Annotated in this window: 17 protein-coding genes; 4 read left to right on the forward strand and 13 right to left on the reverse strand. The window is 70.2% G+C overall.

The window, feature by feature from the left end:
- Window positions 1-25: 25 nt before the first annotated feature.
- Both groL and groES read right to left on the reverse strand, forming a co-directional pair.
- Window positions 26-1,654: a chaperonin GroEL gene (gene groL / locus H9Y04_RS32710; protein ID WP_187817724.1), complete on the reverse strand. Its 1,629-nt coding sequence runs from the start codon at window positions 1,652-1,654 to the stop codon at window positions 26-28.
- Between the two features lie 95 nt (window positions 1,655-1,749).
- Window positions 1,750-2,058 (reverse strand): co-chaperone GroES, encoded by a 309-nt coding sequence (gene groES / locus H9Y04_RS32715; protein ID WP_016434667.1) that lies wholly within the window; start codon window positions 2,056-2,058, stop codon window positions 1,750-1,752.
- 314 nt (window positions 2,059-2,372) lie between these two features.
- On the opposite strand from groES, the gene H9Y04_RS32720 reads away from it, so the two are divergent.
- Window positions 2,373-2,837, forward strand: a complete 465-nt coding sequence (locus tag H9Y04_RS32720) for a DUF6234 family protein (protein WP_187817725.1) — start codon at window positions 2,373-2,375, stop codon at window positions 2,835-2,837.
- 43 nt (window positions 2,838-2,880) lie between these two features.
- On the opposite strand, the gene H9Y04_RS32725 is transcribed toward H9Y04_RS32720, so the two are convergent.
- Window positions 2,881-3,954, reverse strand: a complete 1,074-nt coding sequence (locus H9Y04_RS32725; protein ID WP_214661848.1) for a L,D-transpeptidase family protein — start codon at window positions 3,952-3,954, stop codon at window positions 2,881-2,883.
- Window positions 3,955-4,202: 248 nt separating this feature from the next.
- On the opposite strand from H9Y04_RS32725, the gene H9Y04_RS32730 reads away from it, so the two are divergent.
- Window positions 4,203-5,618 (forward strand): FtsW/RodA/SpoVE family cell cycle protein, encoded by a 1,416-nt coding sequence (locus H9Y04_RS32730; RefSeq protein WP_187817726.1) that lies wholly within the window; start codon window positions 4,203-4,205, stop codon window positions 5,616-5,618.
- Here the strand turns inward: H9Y04_RS32730 and H9Y04_RS32735 are convergent.
- Together H9Y04_RS32735 and H9Y04_RS32740 are read right to left on the reverse strand one after the other, a co-directional pair.
- A complete protein-coding gene (locus tag H9Y04_RS32735; RefSeq protein ID WP_438818180.1) occupies window positions 5,609-6,439 on the reverse strand; it encodes a polysaccharide deacetylase family protein in 831 nt (276 codons plus the stop codon). The genes H9Y04_RS32730 and H9Y04_RS32735 overlap by 10 nt on opposite strands.
- A gap of 10 nt (window positions 6,440-6,449) precedes the next feature.
- The gene (locus H9Y04_RS32740) at window positions 6,450-7,343 is read right to left on the reverse strand and encodes a polysaccharide deacetylase family protein (protein WP_187817727.1); all 894 of its coding nucleotides are present in this window, start codon (window positions 7,341-7,343) and stop codon (window positions 6,450-6,452) included.
- 111 nt (window positions 7,344-7,454) lie between these two features.
- Between H9Y04_RS32740 and H9Y04_RS32745 the strand changes: the two genes are divergently transcribed.
- A complete protein-coding gene (locus H9Y04_RS32745) occupies window positions 7,455-8,648 on the forward strand; it encodes a class I SAM-dependent methyltransferase (protein WP_438818181.1) in 1,194 nt (397 codons plus the stop codon).
- A gap of 1 nt (window position 8,649) precedes the next feature.
- Here H9Y04_RS32745 and H9Y04_RS32750 read toward each other — a convergent pair whose 3' ends face one another.
- The 5 genes from H9Y04_RS32750 to tsaB are packed head-to-tail and all read right to left on the reverse strand — an operon-like array spanning window position 8,650 to window position 11,851.
- A complete protein-coding gene (locus H9Y04_RS32750) occupies window positions 8,650-9,003 on the reverse strand; it encodes a YciI family protein (protein WP_187817729.1) in 354 nt (117 codons plus the stop codon).
- A 46-nt stretch (window positions 9,004-9,049) separates the two neighbouring features.
- Window positions 9,050-9,562: a hypothetical protein gene (locus H9Y04_RS32755; RefSeq protein WP_187817730.1), complete on the reverse strand. Its 513-nt coding sequence runs from the start codon at window positions 9,560-9,562 to the stop codon at window positions 9,050-9,052.
- Between the two features lie 24 nt (window positions 9,563-9,586).
- The gene (gene tsaD, locus H9Y04_RS32760; protein WP_187817731.1) at window positions 9,587-10,690 is read right to left on the reverse strand and encodes a tRNA (adenosine(37)-N6)-threonylcarbamoyltransferase complex transferase subunit TsaD; all 1,104 of its coding nucleotides are present in this window, start codon (window positions 10,688-10,690) and stop codon (window positions 9,587-9,589) included.
- Window positions 10,683-11,180 (reverse strand): ribosomal protein S18-alanine N-acetyltransferase, encoded by a 498-nt coding sequence (gene rimI / locus H9Y04_RS32765; RefSeq protein ID WP_187817787.1) that lies wholly within the window; start codon window positions 11,178-11,180, stop codon window positions 10,683-10,685. Before rimI ends, tsaD begins: the two co-directional genes overlap by 8 nt.
- A gap of 17 nt (window positions 11,181-11,197) precedes the next feature.
- Window positions 11,198-11,851, reverse strand: coding sequence for a tRNA (adenosine(37)-N6)-threonylcarbamoyltransferase complex dimerization subunit type 1 TsaB (tsaB, locus tag H9Y04_RS32770; protein ID WP_187817732.1), 654 nt, complete (start codon window positions 11,849-11,851; stop codon window positions 11,198-11,200).
- Between the two features lie 127 nt (window positions 11,852-11,978).
- Here tsaB and H9Y04_RS32775 point away from each other — a divergent pair, with 127 nt between their 5' ends.
- A complete protein-coding gene (locus H9Y04_RS32775) occupies window positions 11,979-12,530 on the forward strand; it encodes a hypothetical protein (protein ID WP_187817733.1) in 552 nt (183 codons plus the stop codon).
- 102 nt (window positions 12,531-12,632) lie between these two features.
- Here H9Y04_RS32775 and H9Y04_RS32780 read toward each other — a convergent pair whose 3' ends face one another.
- The 3 genes from H9Y04_RS32780 to H9Y04_RS32790 form a co-directional block, all read right to left on the reverse strand.
- Window positions 12,633-12,806: a hypothetical protein gene (locus H9Y04_RS32780; RefSeq protein WP_187817734.1), complete on the reverse strand. Its 174-nt coding sequence runs from the start codon at window positions 12,804-12,806 to the stop codon at window positions 12,633-12,635.
- Between the two features lie 134 nt (window positions 12,807-12,940).
- Window positions 12,941-13,486 carry a tRNA (adenosine(37)-N6)-threonylcarbamoyltransferase complex ATPase subunit type 1 TsaE gene (gene tsaE / locus H9Y04_RS32785; RefSeq protein WP_187817735.1) on the reverse strand — a complete coding sequence of 182 codons (546 nt, stop codon included), beginning with the start codon at window positions 13,484-13,486 and terminating at the stop codon, window positions 12,941-12,943.
- On the reverse strand, window positions 13,458-14,678 hold the full coding sequence (locus H9Y04_RS32790; protein WP_187817736.1) for an alpha/beta fold hydrolase: 1,221 nt from the start codon (window positions 14,676-14,678) through the stop codon (window positions 13,458-13,460). Before H9Y04_RS32790 ends, tsaE begins: the two co-directional genes overlap by 29 nt.
- Window positions 14,679-14,687 lie beyond the last annotated feature (9 nt).

Raw genomic sequence — 14,687 nt, forward strand, 5'->3', positions numbered from 1 at the left:
GACGTAACTCCTAGGAGGTCAGACCTCAGTGGGAGTGGCCGTGACCGTGGCCGTGACCGGCCTCGGCCTCTTCCTCGGCCGGCTTCTCGACGACCAGGGTCTCGGTCGTCAGGAGCAGGGAGGCGATGGAGGCGGCGTTCTCCAGGGCGGAGCGGGTGACCTTGACCGGGTCGATGACGCCGGCCTTGACCAGGTCGCCGTACTCGCCGGTGGCGGCGTTGAAGCCCTCGCCCTTGCCGAGCTCGGCGACCTTCGAGGTGATGACGTAACCCTCGAGACCGGCGTTCTCGGCGATCCAGCGCAGCGGCTCGACGGCGGCGCGGCGGACGACGGCGACACCGGTGGCCTCGTCGCCCTCCTTGCCGAGGTTGCCCTCGAGGACCTTCACGGCGTGGACGAGCGCGGAGCCACCACCGGAGACGATGCCTTCCTCGACCGCGGCGCGGGTCGCGGAGATGGCGTCCTCCAGACGGTGCTTCTTCTCCTTGAGCTCCACCTCGGTGGCCGCACCGACGCGGATCACGCAGACACCGCCGGCCAGCTTCGCGAGGCGCTCCTGGAGCTTCTCGCGGTCCCAGTCGGAGTCGGTGGCGTCGATCTCGGCCTTGATCTGGGCGACGCGGCCCTGGACCTCGGAGGACTCACCGGCGCCGTCGACGATGGTGGTGTCGTCCTTGGAGATGGTGACGCGGCGGGCGGAGCCGAGCACGTCGAGACCGGCCTGGTCGAGCTTGAGGCCGACCTCTTCGGCGATGACGGTGGCGCCCGTGAGGATCGCCATGTCCTGCAGCATCGCCTTGCGGCGGTCGCCGAAGCCGGGGGCCTTGACGGCCACGGCGTTGAACGTGCCGCGGATCTTGTTCACGACCAGGGTCGACAGGGCCTCGCCCTCGACGTCCTCGGCGATGATCAGGAGCGGACGCGAGCCGCCGGCCTGGATGACCTTCTCCAGGAGCGGGAGCATGTCCTGGATCGAGGAGATCTTGCCCTGGTTGATCAGGATGTACGGGTCGTCGAGGACGGCCTCCATACGCTCCTGGTCGGTGACGAAGTACGGGGACAGGTAGCCCTTGTCGAAGGCCATGCCCTCGGTGAAGTCGAGCTCCAGGCCGAAGGTGTTGGACTCCTCGACGGTGATGACACCGTCCTTGCCGACCTTGTCCATGGCCTCGGCGATGAGCTCGCCGATCTGCTTGTCCTGGGCGGACAGCGCGGCCACGGCGGCGATGTCGGACTTCTCCTCGATCGGGCGGGCGGTCGCGAGGAGCTCCTCGGACACGGCCTTGACCGCGGCGTCGATGCCCTTCTTGAGGAGGGCCGGGGAGGCACCGGCGGCGACGTTGCGCAGGCCCTCGCGCACGAGCGCCTGGGCGAGCACGGTGGCGGTGGTCGTACCGTCACCCGCGATGTCGTTGGTCTTGGTCGCCACCTCCTTCACCAGCTGGGCACCGAGGTTCTCGTACGGGTCCTCGACCTCGACCTCGCGGGCGATGGTCACACCGTCGTTGGTGATGGTGGGGGCGCCGAACTTCTTGTCGATGACGACGTTGCGGCCCTTGGGGCCGATCGTCACCTTGACCGTGTCGGCAAGCTTGTTGACGCCGCGCTCAAGGGCGCGACGGGCGTCCTCGTCGAACTTCAGGATCTTCGCCATGGAGCTTTTCAAGTCCTCTCAAAAATGAACCGCGCCCCTGGCCGCCCGGCAATCAGCGGGGGCCAGGGGCGCGGAACGGAAGCAAGTCCGGTGAATTACTTCTCGACGATCGCGAGCACGTCGCGAGCCGAGAGGACGAGGTACTCCTCGCCGTTGTACTTCACCTCGGTGCCGCCGTACTTGCTGTACAGCACGATGTCGCCGGTCTTCACGTCGAGCGGCAGACGCTCGCCGTTCTCGAAGCGGCCCGGGCCCACGGCGAGGACGACGCCCTCCTGGGGCTTCTCCTTCGCGGTGTCCGGGATGACCAGGCCAGAGGCCGTGGTCTGCTCGGCGTCGAGCGGCTGGACCACGATGCGGTCCTCGAGCGGCTTGATGGCAACCTTGGAGCTGGCGGTCGTCACGATCCGACCTCCCCCTTCGGAGATCTCGGGGATGAACTGTCTGAGGTGGCGACCAGGTGGATCCGTCGTCGCGGGTGCCGGACCTGCCCGTCGCTGTGTTGGCACTCTCCAGTGGGGAGTGCCAGGCCCGAGACTATGACCGCGATTAGCACTCGGTCAAGCGGAGTGCCAATGAGGGGTTCTGTTTCGCCCTGAGGTGAACGCTCCCGGCACGGCCGCGCCCGCCGTCCGGCCGGGTCACGGGCGGGCCGCACCCTGGTCTCGATCGGCGAACGCGCCGCCGGAGCCCCCGGTTCCGCGGCGACCGTACGGAGATGCCCGCTGACACGGACCGCCACGACGGCTGCGCCGACGCCCTGATCGCGCTGCTCATGGTCATCGCCGACATCGTCGCCCTCGCCGCCGCGGCGCTCTGGGCCGCGCTGCGGGGCCTGGGGCGCGGAACGGAGGACGCGGGCGGAGGCAAGGCGGTTCCGGGCACCGCGATCCCGGCCGCCGCTCCCCCAGTACCGCCGATGGACTGGACGCCGGTCGTCATGTTCGGCGCCGTGTGCCTCACGCTCACCGTGCTCACGATCGTCTTCTGGCGGGGCGGACTGCGGATCACCGCATGGGCTCAGGGCGCGTTCGCGCTGCTCGCCGCGTTGGCGGTCTGCGTGAGCGCGGCGGGGGAATACGACCGGGCCCACCCTGAGCCCTCGGCGCCCACCTCCCCGTACATCGGCACCTACGGCCAATGCCGAAGCGGCGGCGACTCCCATGAGTGCCCAGGGGGCTGAAGGTGTCGCCGCCGCCGGCGGACAAGGGGCTACGGGCGGGCCACTACCAGTGGATGACCACCTTGTCGCCCGTCTTCACCTGGGTGTCGAAGAGCCACTTGATGCCCTCGTAGTCGCGGACGTTGACGCAGCCGTACGAGCCGCCGGTGTAGCCGTTCTGCGCGAAGTTCTCGGAGTAGTGCACGGCCTGGCCGCCGTCGAAGAACATCGCGAACGGCATCGCCGAGTCGTAGATCGTCGACACGTGCTCGCGGCTCTTCCAGTACACGGAGAACACGCCTTCACGCGTCTCGTACCCCTTCGCCCCGAACCGGACGTCGAGCAGCTTGTGCACCTTGCCGTCGATCACCCAGGCCAGCTTCTTGGAGGTCTTCGAGATGCACAGCACACGCCCGGTCATGCACCGGTCGTCCAGATCGGCCTGGGACGCGTCCACCGTCGGCAGCTCCACCGGCGGCTTCAGCTCGTCCGCCGTGGGCTGACGGGTCTGGGACGTGAGCTTCTCCCAGGTGTCCTCGAACACGGTCCCGGTCGGCTCGAGCCCCGCGGCCTGCTGGTACGCCTTGACGGCAGCCAGCGTGACATCGCCGTAGAACCCGGTCGGCTTGTCCTTGAAGTGATCCAGCTGCTTGAGGCGGGCCTGCAGCTCGCGCACCTTGTCGTTGTTGTCGCCGTGCCCGAGCACCTGCTTCTTCGGGAACAGCTCGTCCTTCGTGGGCGCCTTCGTCTGGGAGGTCAGCTGCTCCCAGGTGGAGGCGGTGACGATGCCTGTGACCTCGAGCTTCTGCGCCGCCTGGTACTCGGCCACACCACCCTCGGTGGCCGGCCCGTAGTTGCCGTTCGGCACTGCCTTGAGGTGCTTGACCTGGACGAGGCGGGCCTGGAGCTCACGCACCTTGTCGGAGTTGTCGCCGGGCTTGAGGACGACCTCGTCGGTCTCCTTCGTCGGGCTCGGCTTCTCGCTCGGCTCGGGCTTCTCCGACGCGGGGGCCTCACTGGCCGCGACTTCGTTCGCCGCGTTCTCGGCCGGGTCACCGCCCTGACTGCAGCCGCTCAAAAACAGCGTCGCCGCGGACAGCAGAGCAACCGCCGACAGGCGTATTCGGTTCGAGCGCACAACTCCCCCTGCATCAGATCAGCACCTACACCCCTTTAGAGACTCTGGAAACGCCGAAATGTTGCACGTCCCTCGATAACGGAAACATCACAGCTATACGAGGCTTGAGCCGGCCATGCGGAGAAGCATCCGGGAACCCTCACCTCGCGTGATGCGTCTCACCGACGGCAACCGCGACGCCCCCCACCACGTCTTCCTCGCGGAGAAACCGGCACAAGAGCAGCAAACCGAGCGAAACGGACGGGTGGATGGCGGCGGAGACTCCCTTCATCACGCAGGAACCTCCGGCGGCCCACCCACCACGGATCCGCGGCAGCTCACTCCTCGCCGCCGGACACCGCCGCACCGAGGCGCTGCTGCTGCTCCTCGTCGTCGCGATCACCACCTTCGGACAGGCCACGGCAGGCCTCGCCGTGCACGGCGAACTGCCCGGCAACCTCGGCCAGTTCGCGCTCAGCATGGCCCTGCTGTCCTTCGCCGCCCATCTCGCCGTACGCCGGTTCGCGCCCTACGCGGATCCGCTGATCCTGCCGCTCGCCGTCCTGATCACCGGCCTCGGTCTCGTCCTGCTGCACCGCCTCGACCCCGCCTACGCCCGCCGGTACGGCTCGGACCCGACCGCGAGCGGACAGCTGATGTGGTCCGTGATCGGGGTCGCGGTCTGCATCGGGGTGCTCGTGGCGCTGCGCGACCACCGCCGGCTGCAGCGGTACATCTACGTGACGATGGCCGTCTCGCTCGTCCTCCTGATGGCGCCCGCCTTCTTCCCCGGCGACACCTACGGCGCCAAGCGGTGGATCTACCTCGGCGGACTGTCCTTCCAGCCGGGCGAGTTCGTGAAGATCATGATCGCGGTGTTCTTCGCCGGCTATCTCACGCTCAACCGCAACGCCCTCGCCCTGACCGGCCGCAAGGTGCTCGGCATGCGCCTGCCGCCGGGCCGTCAGTTCGGCCCGATCCTCGCGATCTGGGCGGTCAGCCTGCTCGTGCTGATCTTCGAGCGGGACCTGGGCACCTCGCTGATCTTCTTCGGTCTCTTCGTCGTGATGCTGTACGCGGCCACGCAGCGCACCAGCTGGATCGTGACCGGTCTCCTGATGGCCTCGCTGGGCGCCTTCGTCGTCGGCTCGCTCGAACCCCATGTGCACGGCCGCGTCGAGGCCTGGCTCGACCCCTTCGCCGTCTACGCGAAGGACGGCAGCGGCTCCGATCAGCTGGCGCAGGCCCTGTTCAGCTTCGGCAGCGGCGGCCTGACCGGCACCGGGCTCGGGCAGGGCCATCCCGAGCTGATCGCGTTCGCCGGCCGCAGCGACTTCATCCTGACCACGGTGGGCGAGGAGCTCGGGCTCGCCGGCCTGACCGCCGTCCTGCTGCTCTACGCCCTGCTCGTCCAGCGCGGTCTGCGCACCGCCCTGCTCGCCCGCGACCCCTTCGGCAAACTGCTCGCGGCCGGCCTCTCCGCGGCCCTGATGCTCCAGGTGTTCGTGGTCGCGGGCGGCGTCACCGGGTTGATACCGCTGACGGGCAAGGCCCTGCCGTTCCTCGCGAAGGGCGGCTCGTCTCTCGTCGCGAACTGGGTGATGATCGCGATCCTGCTGCGGATCAGCGACAGCGCGGGCCGCCACCGGGCGGCGGCGGCCGAGGAGAGCGCGGATCAGAGGTAGTCCTCAAGCCGCGCCACCGTGTAGCCCTGCTCCTGGATCCTGCGCAGCATCCGCGTGGTCATGTCGGTCAGGGACGCACCGCGCAGCTCGTCCGGGCCGCGGAAGTGGGCCAGGATCACATCCCCTGGCCGCAGCCTGGCGCCCTCGGCGTACCGCAGATCGTTGATCTGCATCGAGGCCCGCCACAGCACCACCGCCGAGATCCCGCAGTCCGCCGCGGCCCGCAGCGTGTCCGCGTTGTACTCGCCGTACGGCGGCCGGAACAGCCGCGGCCGCTGCCCGAAGCGCGCCTTGAGCTTGTCCTGCTGGCCGCAGATCTCCCAGCGCTGCCCCTCGTAGGGAAGACCCGGCAGGTACGGGTGGTCGAGCGTGTGGTTCTGCACCGTGGCGCCCACCGAGGCCAGCTCGCCGAAGTGCGCGTAGCCCGGTCCCGCCACGCTGTCGGTGAGGAACATCGAGACGGGCAGCCGCAGTTCGCGCACCATCCGGACGAACCGGGGATCGCGCTCCGCACCGTCGTCGAAGGTCAGGAAGACGACCTTGTCCTTGGTCGGCACACGGTCGAGCACCGGCGGAAGACCGGGCCCCGCCCCCTTGAACGCCTGCCGCCGCGGCGGCTTCGGTGCGGGTGCGAGCGGTCCGTCCAGGCCCCAGCGGCGCGCGGTGGCCTGGCTGACGCGGCGCTCCTCGACCTTCTGCGCGGCCTTGCGCCCGAGCCGTTCGATCGGGTCCACGGACTGAGCACAGCCGGTCAGACACCCACTGAGAGCAAGCGCACCGGCCGCGAGCACTCCGGCGAGCAGCCGGTGCGCGGCCCTCACAGCCCCGCCCTCACAGGTAGTCCTCGAGGCGGGCCACCGCGTATCCCTTGTCGGTGACCATCTTCATGAACTTGCGGATCATGTCGGGCATCGAGCCCTTCCAGTCCTCCTTGCCGCGGAAGTGCGTGAGGACGATGTCGCCGGGGTGGATGTCGCGGTCCCACTCGCGGTAGTCCATGCGGTCCACGAAGACCTCGGCGTTCCACAGCGGCACGGCCTTGATCCCGCAGGCCTTCGCGGCGCGCAGGGTGTCGCGGTTGTAGTTGCCGTACGGCGGGCGGAAGAGCTCGGGCCGCTTGCCGTAGCGCTTCTCGATGACGTCCTGCATCCCGCAGATCTCACGCTTCTGCTGGCCGTACGAGAGTCCGGGCATGTACCGGTGGTTGAGCGTGTGGTTGTTCAGGACCACGCCGCGGTCCTGCATCTTCTTGAAGTAGCCGTAGTCCTCCTTGACCAGGTAGTCGCTGAGGAAGGCGGTGTACGGGATCTTCAGATCGCTCATCATTTTGAGGAACTGCGGATCCTTCTCGGCCCCGTCGTCGATCGTCAGGAAGACGACCTTGTCCTTGGTCGGGATCGTGGTGAAGACATGCGGCAGATCCTTCTGCCCCGGCACCTCGAATCCCTTACGGGTGGTCGGCTTCGTCTTCTTCGACGGCGCCTCGGGCGCGGTGAGCGGCATCTTGGCCAGACCCCAGCGCTTGACCGCCGCGACCTTGGCGGCGTGCGCGGCGGCACGCTGCTTGGCGAGGGCGGCGGCCTGCTGGCCGGGCGCGGGCTTGACCGGCTCGCTGCCGCCGCCGCTGGAACAGGCGGTCGCGACGAGGGCGGTGGTGGCGATGAGGGCCACCCCGGACACGGCCAGACGCAACCGATTTTTGTCGTTTTGTCTTACTAGTTGCATGGGGCCGGATCCTGTCAGCGCCGAAGGCGTGGACCCGGCCGACAGCACCGCCGCGGCGCGCACGATCCACCGACTGGCCGACAGGGACACGGGGTGGCGGACAATGGCGTGGTGAACGCGCCCCTGGACGAGACAGCATTCCGCGCCCTGCTCACCGACGGGGGCCGCGCCCTGCTCGCCGAGCTCAGCGACCACGACCCGGCCCAGGAGCTCGCCCTCGCCACGCGGCTGCGCCGCACGTACGCGCCCGAGCTGGTCTCCGCGGCGCTGGCCCAGGCCCGGCTGCGGCAGCGAGCGGCGGCGAAGTTCGGGGCGGACGCGGCGCGGATGTTCTTCACGCCGAACGGGGTCGAGCAGGCGACGCGCACCAGCGTCGCGGCGTACCGGGCAAGGGAGTTCAAGGGGCTCGGGGTGCGCTCGCTCGCCGACCTGTGCTGCGGCATCGGCGGCGACGCGATCGCGCTGGCCCGCGAGAGCATCTCGGTACTCGCGGTCGACCGCGACCCGCTGACCTGCGAGGTGGCGCGCGCCAATGCCGAGGCGCTCGGCCTTGCCGACCTCATCGAGGTGCGCGAGGCCGATGTCACGGACGTCGACACCTCCGCGTACGACGCCGTCTTCGTGGACCCCGCACGGCGCGGCGGCCGCGGCCGGATCTTCGACCCCGAGGCGTACTCACCGCCGCTGTCCTGGGCGATCGAGGCGGCCCGCAAGGCCCCGCACGCCGCGCTGAAGATCGCGCCGGGTGTGCCGCACGAGGCCGTCCCCGAGGACGTGTACGCCGAGTGGATCTCGGATTCCGGCGATGTGAAGGAGGCCGTGCTCTGGTTCGGGACGCGGCCCGGCACGTTCGGCGCGACGCTGCTGCCGGCCGGGGCCTCGCTGCGGTCCCCGCGCAGGGCGATGCTGCCGGACCCCGAGCCGCGGCCGGTGGGGCGCTTTCTGTACGAACCCGACGGCGCGGTCATCCGCGCCCACCTGGTCGCCGAGGTCGCGCAGGCGGTCGGCGGCGGCCTGATCGACCCGATGATCGCCTACGTCACGGCTGATGAACTGCACAGCACGCCGTACGCCACCTCGTACGAGATCACGGACCGGCTCCCGTTCAACATCAAGAAGTTGAAGGCCCTATTGCGGGAGCGCGAGGTCGGGATCCTGACCGTCAAGAAGCGCGGCTCCGCGGTCGAGCCGGAGGAGCTGCGCAAGAAGATGAAGCTGCAGGGGCGGAACTCCGCCACCGTGTTCCTGACGCGGGTGGCGGGGGCGCCGACGATGCTCGTCGGCCACCCCGCGCCCACCCCGTAGGTCAGCCCTCGACGATCTCGCGCAGCTCGCAGGTGATCGTCCACTCTTCCTCGTGGACCTTGAGGAAGCGCTTGGTCCACTCCAGGGCCTCGGCCTCGTCCTTGGTCTGGAAGACCGCGTACCCGCCGATGACCTCCTTGGTCTCGGTGAACGGGCCGTCGGTGACGGAGAGTTCGCCGCCGCTGTAGAGCACGCGCTTGCCCTCGGAGGTCGGGTGCAGACCGGAGGTGTCGAGCAGCACGCCCGCCTTGGTCATCTCCTCCATGAGCTTGCCCATGCGCTCCATGAGCTCCTCGCTCGGACCGCCGGGGTTGTTGTTCTCGTCGATGCGGATCAGCGACATGTAGCGCGGCATGGTGACTCCTCTGGCCGGTGCGGAGGAGGGACCGTTTCCCTGCCTCTCACCCATGCGTCGAACGGGCACCGCCCGGATCGACATGCTCCGCGGATTCTTCCGAAGATTTTTTCCGGGGGTCGTCACCGGCTCGTTCCGGCCAGGGGCGCGGGCGCCAGAACACGCCTGCGACCAGGCACAAGGCGAGGCCGACCGCCCCCGCCCCCAGCAGCAACCCGGCGGGTTCCCCCGCCTCGCCGGAGCGCCCCTGCAGCCCGGCCCCGAAGCCGAGCAGCACCAGCGCCCCCACGGCCGCGAGCGCGAGGCAGAACAGCCGGGCCCGCGGACGGCGGCCCGGCAGATAGTCGCCCCGCTCGTCCTGGTGCCGCTGTGCGCCGCGTACACCGTGCCGACGTTCGAGCCAGCCCCAGCCGATCCAGCACAGGAGGCCGGCGGCCAGCAGGAGCGCGGCGGCATAGATGACGAGGTCCATCCACAGGACATCGGTGAGGTCGGGCAGTCGGCCGCCGCGACGGGCCAACACCTCGTCGCACGCGGGTGGTTGCGAAGAAGTCGTCATGCCCGCCGGGTACCCGGAACCGGGCTACCCGTACAGGTTGTCCTTCGCCGTCTCGTGCACGTGGTCGTGGCTGTGCGTGTGCGCGTGCCCCGGCACATGCGGCTCCGTGACCGGCAGCGAGGAGTCCGCCGACAGGTCCCAGTCCGAGGCGGACCGACCCCGGGCCACCATCTCGGCACCGAGCGCCGCGACCATCGCGCCGTTGTCCGTGCACAGCTTCGGGCGCGGTACGCGCAGCTGGATGCCGGCCTTGTCGCAGCGCTCCTGGGCCAGGGCGCGCAGCCGCGAGTTGGCGGCCACACCGCCGCCGATCATCAGGTGCTCGACGCCCTCGTCCTTGCAGGCACGGACGGCCTTGCGGGTGAGCACGTCGACGACGGCCTCCTGGAAGGACGCCGACACATCCCGTACGGGAACGTCCTCGCCCGCATTGCGCTTCGCCTCGATCCAGCGCGCGACGGCGGTCTTCAGACCGGAGAAGGAGAAGTCGTACGCGGGGTCGCGGGGGCCCGTCAGACCGCGCGGGAAGGCGATCGCGTTCGGGTCGCCCTCCTTGGCGTACCGGTCGATGACCGGGCCGCCGGGGAAGCCCAGGTTGAGCACGCGGGCGATCTTGTCGAAGGCCTCGCCGGCCGCGTCGTCGATGGTCGCGCCCAGCGGCCGGACGTCCGAGGTGATGTCGGCGGAGAGCAGCAGCGAGGAGTGGCCGCCGGAGACGAGCAGCGCCATCGTCGGCTCGGGCAGCGGGCCGTGCTCCAGCTGGTCCACGCAGATGTGCGAGGCGAGGTGGTTGACCCCGTACAGCGGCTTGCCGAGCGCGTACGCGTACGCCTTCGCGGCCGAGACGCCGACGAGCAGCGCACCCGCGAGACCGGGCCCGGCGGTCACCGAGATGCCGTCGAGGTCGCGGGCGCTGACACCCGCGTCCTTCAGGGCGCGCTCGATCGTCGGCACCATCGCTTCGAGGTGCGCGCGCGAGGCGACCTCGGGGACCACACCGCCGAAGCGGGCGTGCTCGTCGACGCTGGAGGCGACGGCGTCGGCGAGCAGGGTGGTGCCGCGCACGATGCCGACGCCGGTCTCGTCGCAGCTGGTCTCGATGCCCAGTACGAGCGGTTCGTCAGCCATGGGTCTCGGTTCCTTGTACTTCTTCCCCGAAGGGGGATGCGGTGGCGGTCGAGGGGTCGGTCAGGCGCATCACCAGGGCGTCGACATTGCCGGGCTGGTAGTAGCCGCGTCTGAAACCGATGGGTTCGAAGCCGAAGCGTTCGTAGAGCTTCTGGGCGCGGGCGTTGTCCACGCGCACTTCGAGCAGCACCTCGGTGCACTCGAAGGCGGTGGCGTGCCGCAGCAGATCGGTGAGCAGCGCCGAGCCGAGCCCCGTGCCCTGGTGGTCGCGGGCCACGGCGATGGTCTGCACGTCGCCGAGCCCGCCGACGGCCGCGAGGCCCGCGTAGCCGACGATCCGCTCGCCTTCCTTCGCGGTGACATAGCGGCGCGATGCTCCGGCGCCGCGCGCGTGCGCGAGCTCGGACCAGAACATCCCCCGCGACCAGGCGTCGTCGGGGAAGAGGTCCTTCTCGAGTTCGAGGACCGGCTCGATGTCCCACCAGCGCATCTCGCGCAGTACGGGGGTCACTTGGGGGTGACCACCTTGTAGTTCTTGGGCACCTGGGCGTCCGGGCGCCGCAGGTAGAGCGGCCGCGGCTCGGTGAGTTCCTCGCCCGCGGCGAGCTTCTCGGCGGCGAGCGCGGCGAGCGCACCGGCGCTGACGTGCTCGGGGGCGCGCGCGTCCGGGAACGTGTCGGGGTAGAGCAGCGCACCCGCGCCGACCGCGGGAAGGCCCGCGACCTGCTCGGCGATCTCGGCGGGGCGATCGACGGCCGGCTCGGTCACCCGCGTACGGGAGCCGTCGTAGCGCGCCCAGTAGACCTCTTTGCGGCGCGCGTCCGTCGCGACGACGAAGTCGCCTTCGAGACCCGAGGCGTACGCGAGTCCGTCCAGCGTGCACAGACCGTGCACGGGAGTGCCGAGCGCCGAGCCGAAGGTCATGGCGGTCATCAGACCGACGCGCAGTCCGGTGTACGGACCGGGGCCCGTACCGACCACGATCTGGGTGACGGCGTCCAGTTTCACGCCCGCCTCGGCGAGCACCCGGTCGACGGCCGGAAGCAGCAGCTCACCGTGTCTGCGCGCGTCGACACTGCTCGACTCGGCGAGGACGGTCCGGCCGTCGTGCAGGGCGGCCGTGACGGCGGGGGTGGCGGTATCCAGAGCGAGCAAGAGCACGCGAACAGCCTACGGCGTACGAGGGCGGGGCACGGCGCCCGAGCCGAGGAGGGCCCGGCTGGTAGCGTCGCTCTCTGTACGTATATGACGTACCCAGTCGTATGTACGAAGGGTGTGGAGGTAGCTCGTGGCACGCAGCAGCTCGGGATTCGTGGCCGGGCTGACCGCGGCGGCGCTCGCGGCGGTCGGCTTCCTCGCCTATCAGGCCTCGGCCTCCGCCCCGGACACGCTCGGCAAGCCCAAGACGCCGACCACGTCGGCGAGCACTTCGCAGCAGCCCGGCGGCAAGACCAAGCCCGATGCGCTGCCCGCCCAGTCCGGGCAGGGCGAGCGGGTCGTGTACTCGCTGGGTTCCGACCGCGTCTGGCTGGTCGGCGAGGGCAACAAGGTCACGCGCACCTTCAAGGTCACCCCGAGCACGGTCGATCCGCTGCCGGGCGAGTACGCGGTGACGACGCGCTCCGGTTCGATCACCGGCTCAGACGGGGTGGCGATCGAGCACGTCGTGCGCTTCGCGTCGAACGACGGCGTGACCATCGGATTCAGCGCGGCCCAGGACGGCTCCACCCCGAAGCCGGACCCCTCGCGGAAGACCGGCGGCATCCGGGAGTCGCGCGAGGACGGCCGGGCGATGTGGGAGTTCGCGACGGTGGGGACCAGCGTGGTCGTGGTCGATTAGGACCCCGCAGGAGTCGCGGTCGATCAGGGCCCCGCAGGGGTCGTGGTCGATCAGGGCCCCGCAGGGGTCGTGGTCGATCAGGCCCCCGAGCCGGTACGGAAGTCAGGCGGCGTCGCGGTGCGGCGCCGCTTCTCGTTGCCCGTCCTCGAAGCCCTCGCCCGGGACGCGCGCGGGGAACACCGGTGGGGTGGAGACAGCGGTGGCCGCGGCGCAGGACGCGAGCAGATCGCTCATCGACGGCTGCACCTTGGGTGTCTCACGTTCCGGGGCCGACATGGTGCCTCCCGAGTGCAGGGCGTGGTTAGGCAGCCCTAACCAAGTCTTGGACTCCATGTGAACACGGGGCGCGCCCGGTACGCAATATCTTGCCGACGGCTTGTCGGAAACGATCGCCCGGCCTGTGGTGCACCTCAGGCCGCGAGCGACTCCAGGTCCACTCCGGCCCAGCGCGCACCGAGACCGGTCAGCGTGACGGTCCGTACATCCGAGGTGGCTTCCCCAAGCTCTCGGCTTCGCTCGAGCAGGGGAGACCCCAATCCCTCCTCGCGGTGGATCACCACGTGCAGCCGGTCGTCCGTGAGCTCCTCGACCTTGCCCTCGCCCCACTCCACGACGATCACGGACTCGGGCAGCGAGACATCGAGGTCGAGGTCCTCCATCTCGTCGAGGCCGCCGCCGAGGCGGTACGCGTCCACGTGGACCAGCGGCGGTCCGTCACCCAGCGAGGGGTGGACGCGGGCGATGACGAAGGTCGGCGAGGTGACGGCGCCGCGGACACCGAGGCCCGCGCCGAGGCCGCGGGTGAGCGTGGTCTTGCCGGCGCCGAGCTCGCCGTTGAGCATCACGAGGTCACCGGCGCGCAGGATCTTGGCGAGGCGCAGGCCCAACTCCCCCATCTGCTCGGGGGAGTTGACGGTGATACGCACGCTAGGTGCCGGGATGTGCGGTGCTTCCATGGGCAACCACGTTAGCGGCCGGCGCGGCCACCCCCGCACGCGCCAGAAGATCGGCGAGACGGTCCATGACCAGCTCAGGGTGCTCCAGCATCACCAGGTGCCCCGCGTCCGGCACGATCACCAGCTCGGCCTCGGGCAGCTCGTCGGCGATCGCCTCGCTGTGCTCGCTGGGCGTGACCAGGTCCTTGTCGCCGGCGAGCACCAGGACGGGGACCTCCGCGAAGTGCCGTAGAGCCGCCTGCTTGTCGTGGTCGCCGAAGGCCGGATAGAACTCCGCGACCACATCGATGGGGGTCGACTCGATGAGCCGTTCGGCGAAGCGCGCGACGGCCGGATCCACCTCGCGGGACGCGAACGAGTAGCGCTTGATGATGCCCGCGAACAGGTCCGCGGTCGCGCCGCGCGCCCGCTCGACCAGCTCGACGCGCGAACCGAGCGCCTTGAGCACACCGGGCAGAACCCTGCGTACGGCGTTCATGCCCGCGACGGGCAGACCGTAGTTGACCTCGCCGAGCCGGCCCGACGACGTGCCCACGAAGGCGACGCCCACGACGCGGTCGCGGACCAGCTCGGGGAACTGGTCGGCCATCGCCATCACGGTCATGCCGCCCATGGAGTGACCGACCAGGACGAGCGGACCCTCGGGCGCGGCCTCGTCGATCACGGCCTTCAGATCGCGGCCCAGCTGGTCGATGGTGACCGGCTCCCGCTGCTCCGTCTGCGCCTTGCCGCGCTCCGATCGGCCGTGGCTGCGCTGGTCCCAGTAGACGGTGCGCACGACACCGCGCAGGGCCGCGCGCTGGAAGTGCCAGGAGTCCTGGCTGAGGCAGTAGCCGTGCGAGAAGACCACGGTGACGGGCGCGGGGGCCTTGCGGCCGAAGAGGCGGCGCTTGCGGCGGGCCTGCGAGCTGTCGGGTTCGACCTCGTCGACCTCGTAGTAGAGGACCGTGCCGTCGTCGGCCTGTGCCTTGCCGGGCTGGCCGCGCAGCGAACCGTAGGGACCCGCGGAGTCGAGGGCGAGGCGGGCCTTCTTGCGCATGCCGCGCCCGACGGTGAGCCGCTCGACGGCGACACCGGCCGCCGCGCCCGCGGCGATCACGCCTATCGCGGCGCCGGCGATGCCCGCCTTGCGCCAGCCGCCGCCGGCCGCCTCCTCGGCGGCCCGGGCGATCTGGGTGCCTGTGTCACTCACGTGCCGCTC

The organism is Streptomyces polyasparticus (assembly GCF_014493765.1).
Lineage (GTDB): Bacteria > Actinomycetota > Actinomycetes > Streptomycetales > Streptomycetaceae > Streptomyces > Streptomyces polyasparticus.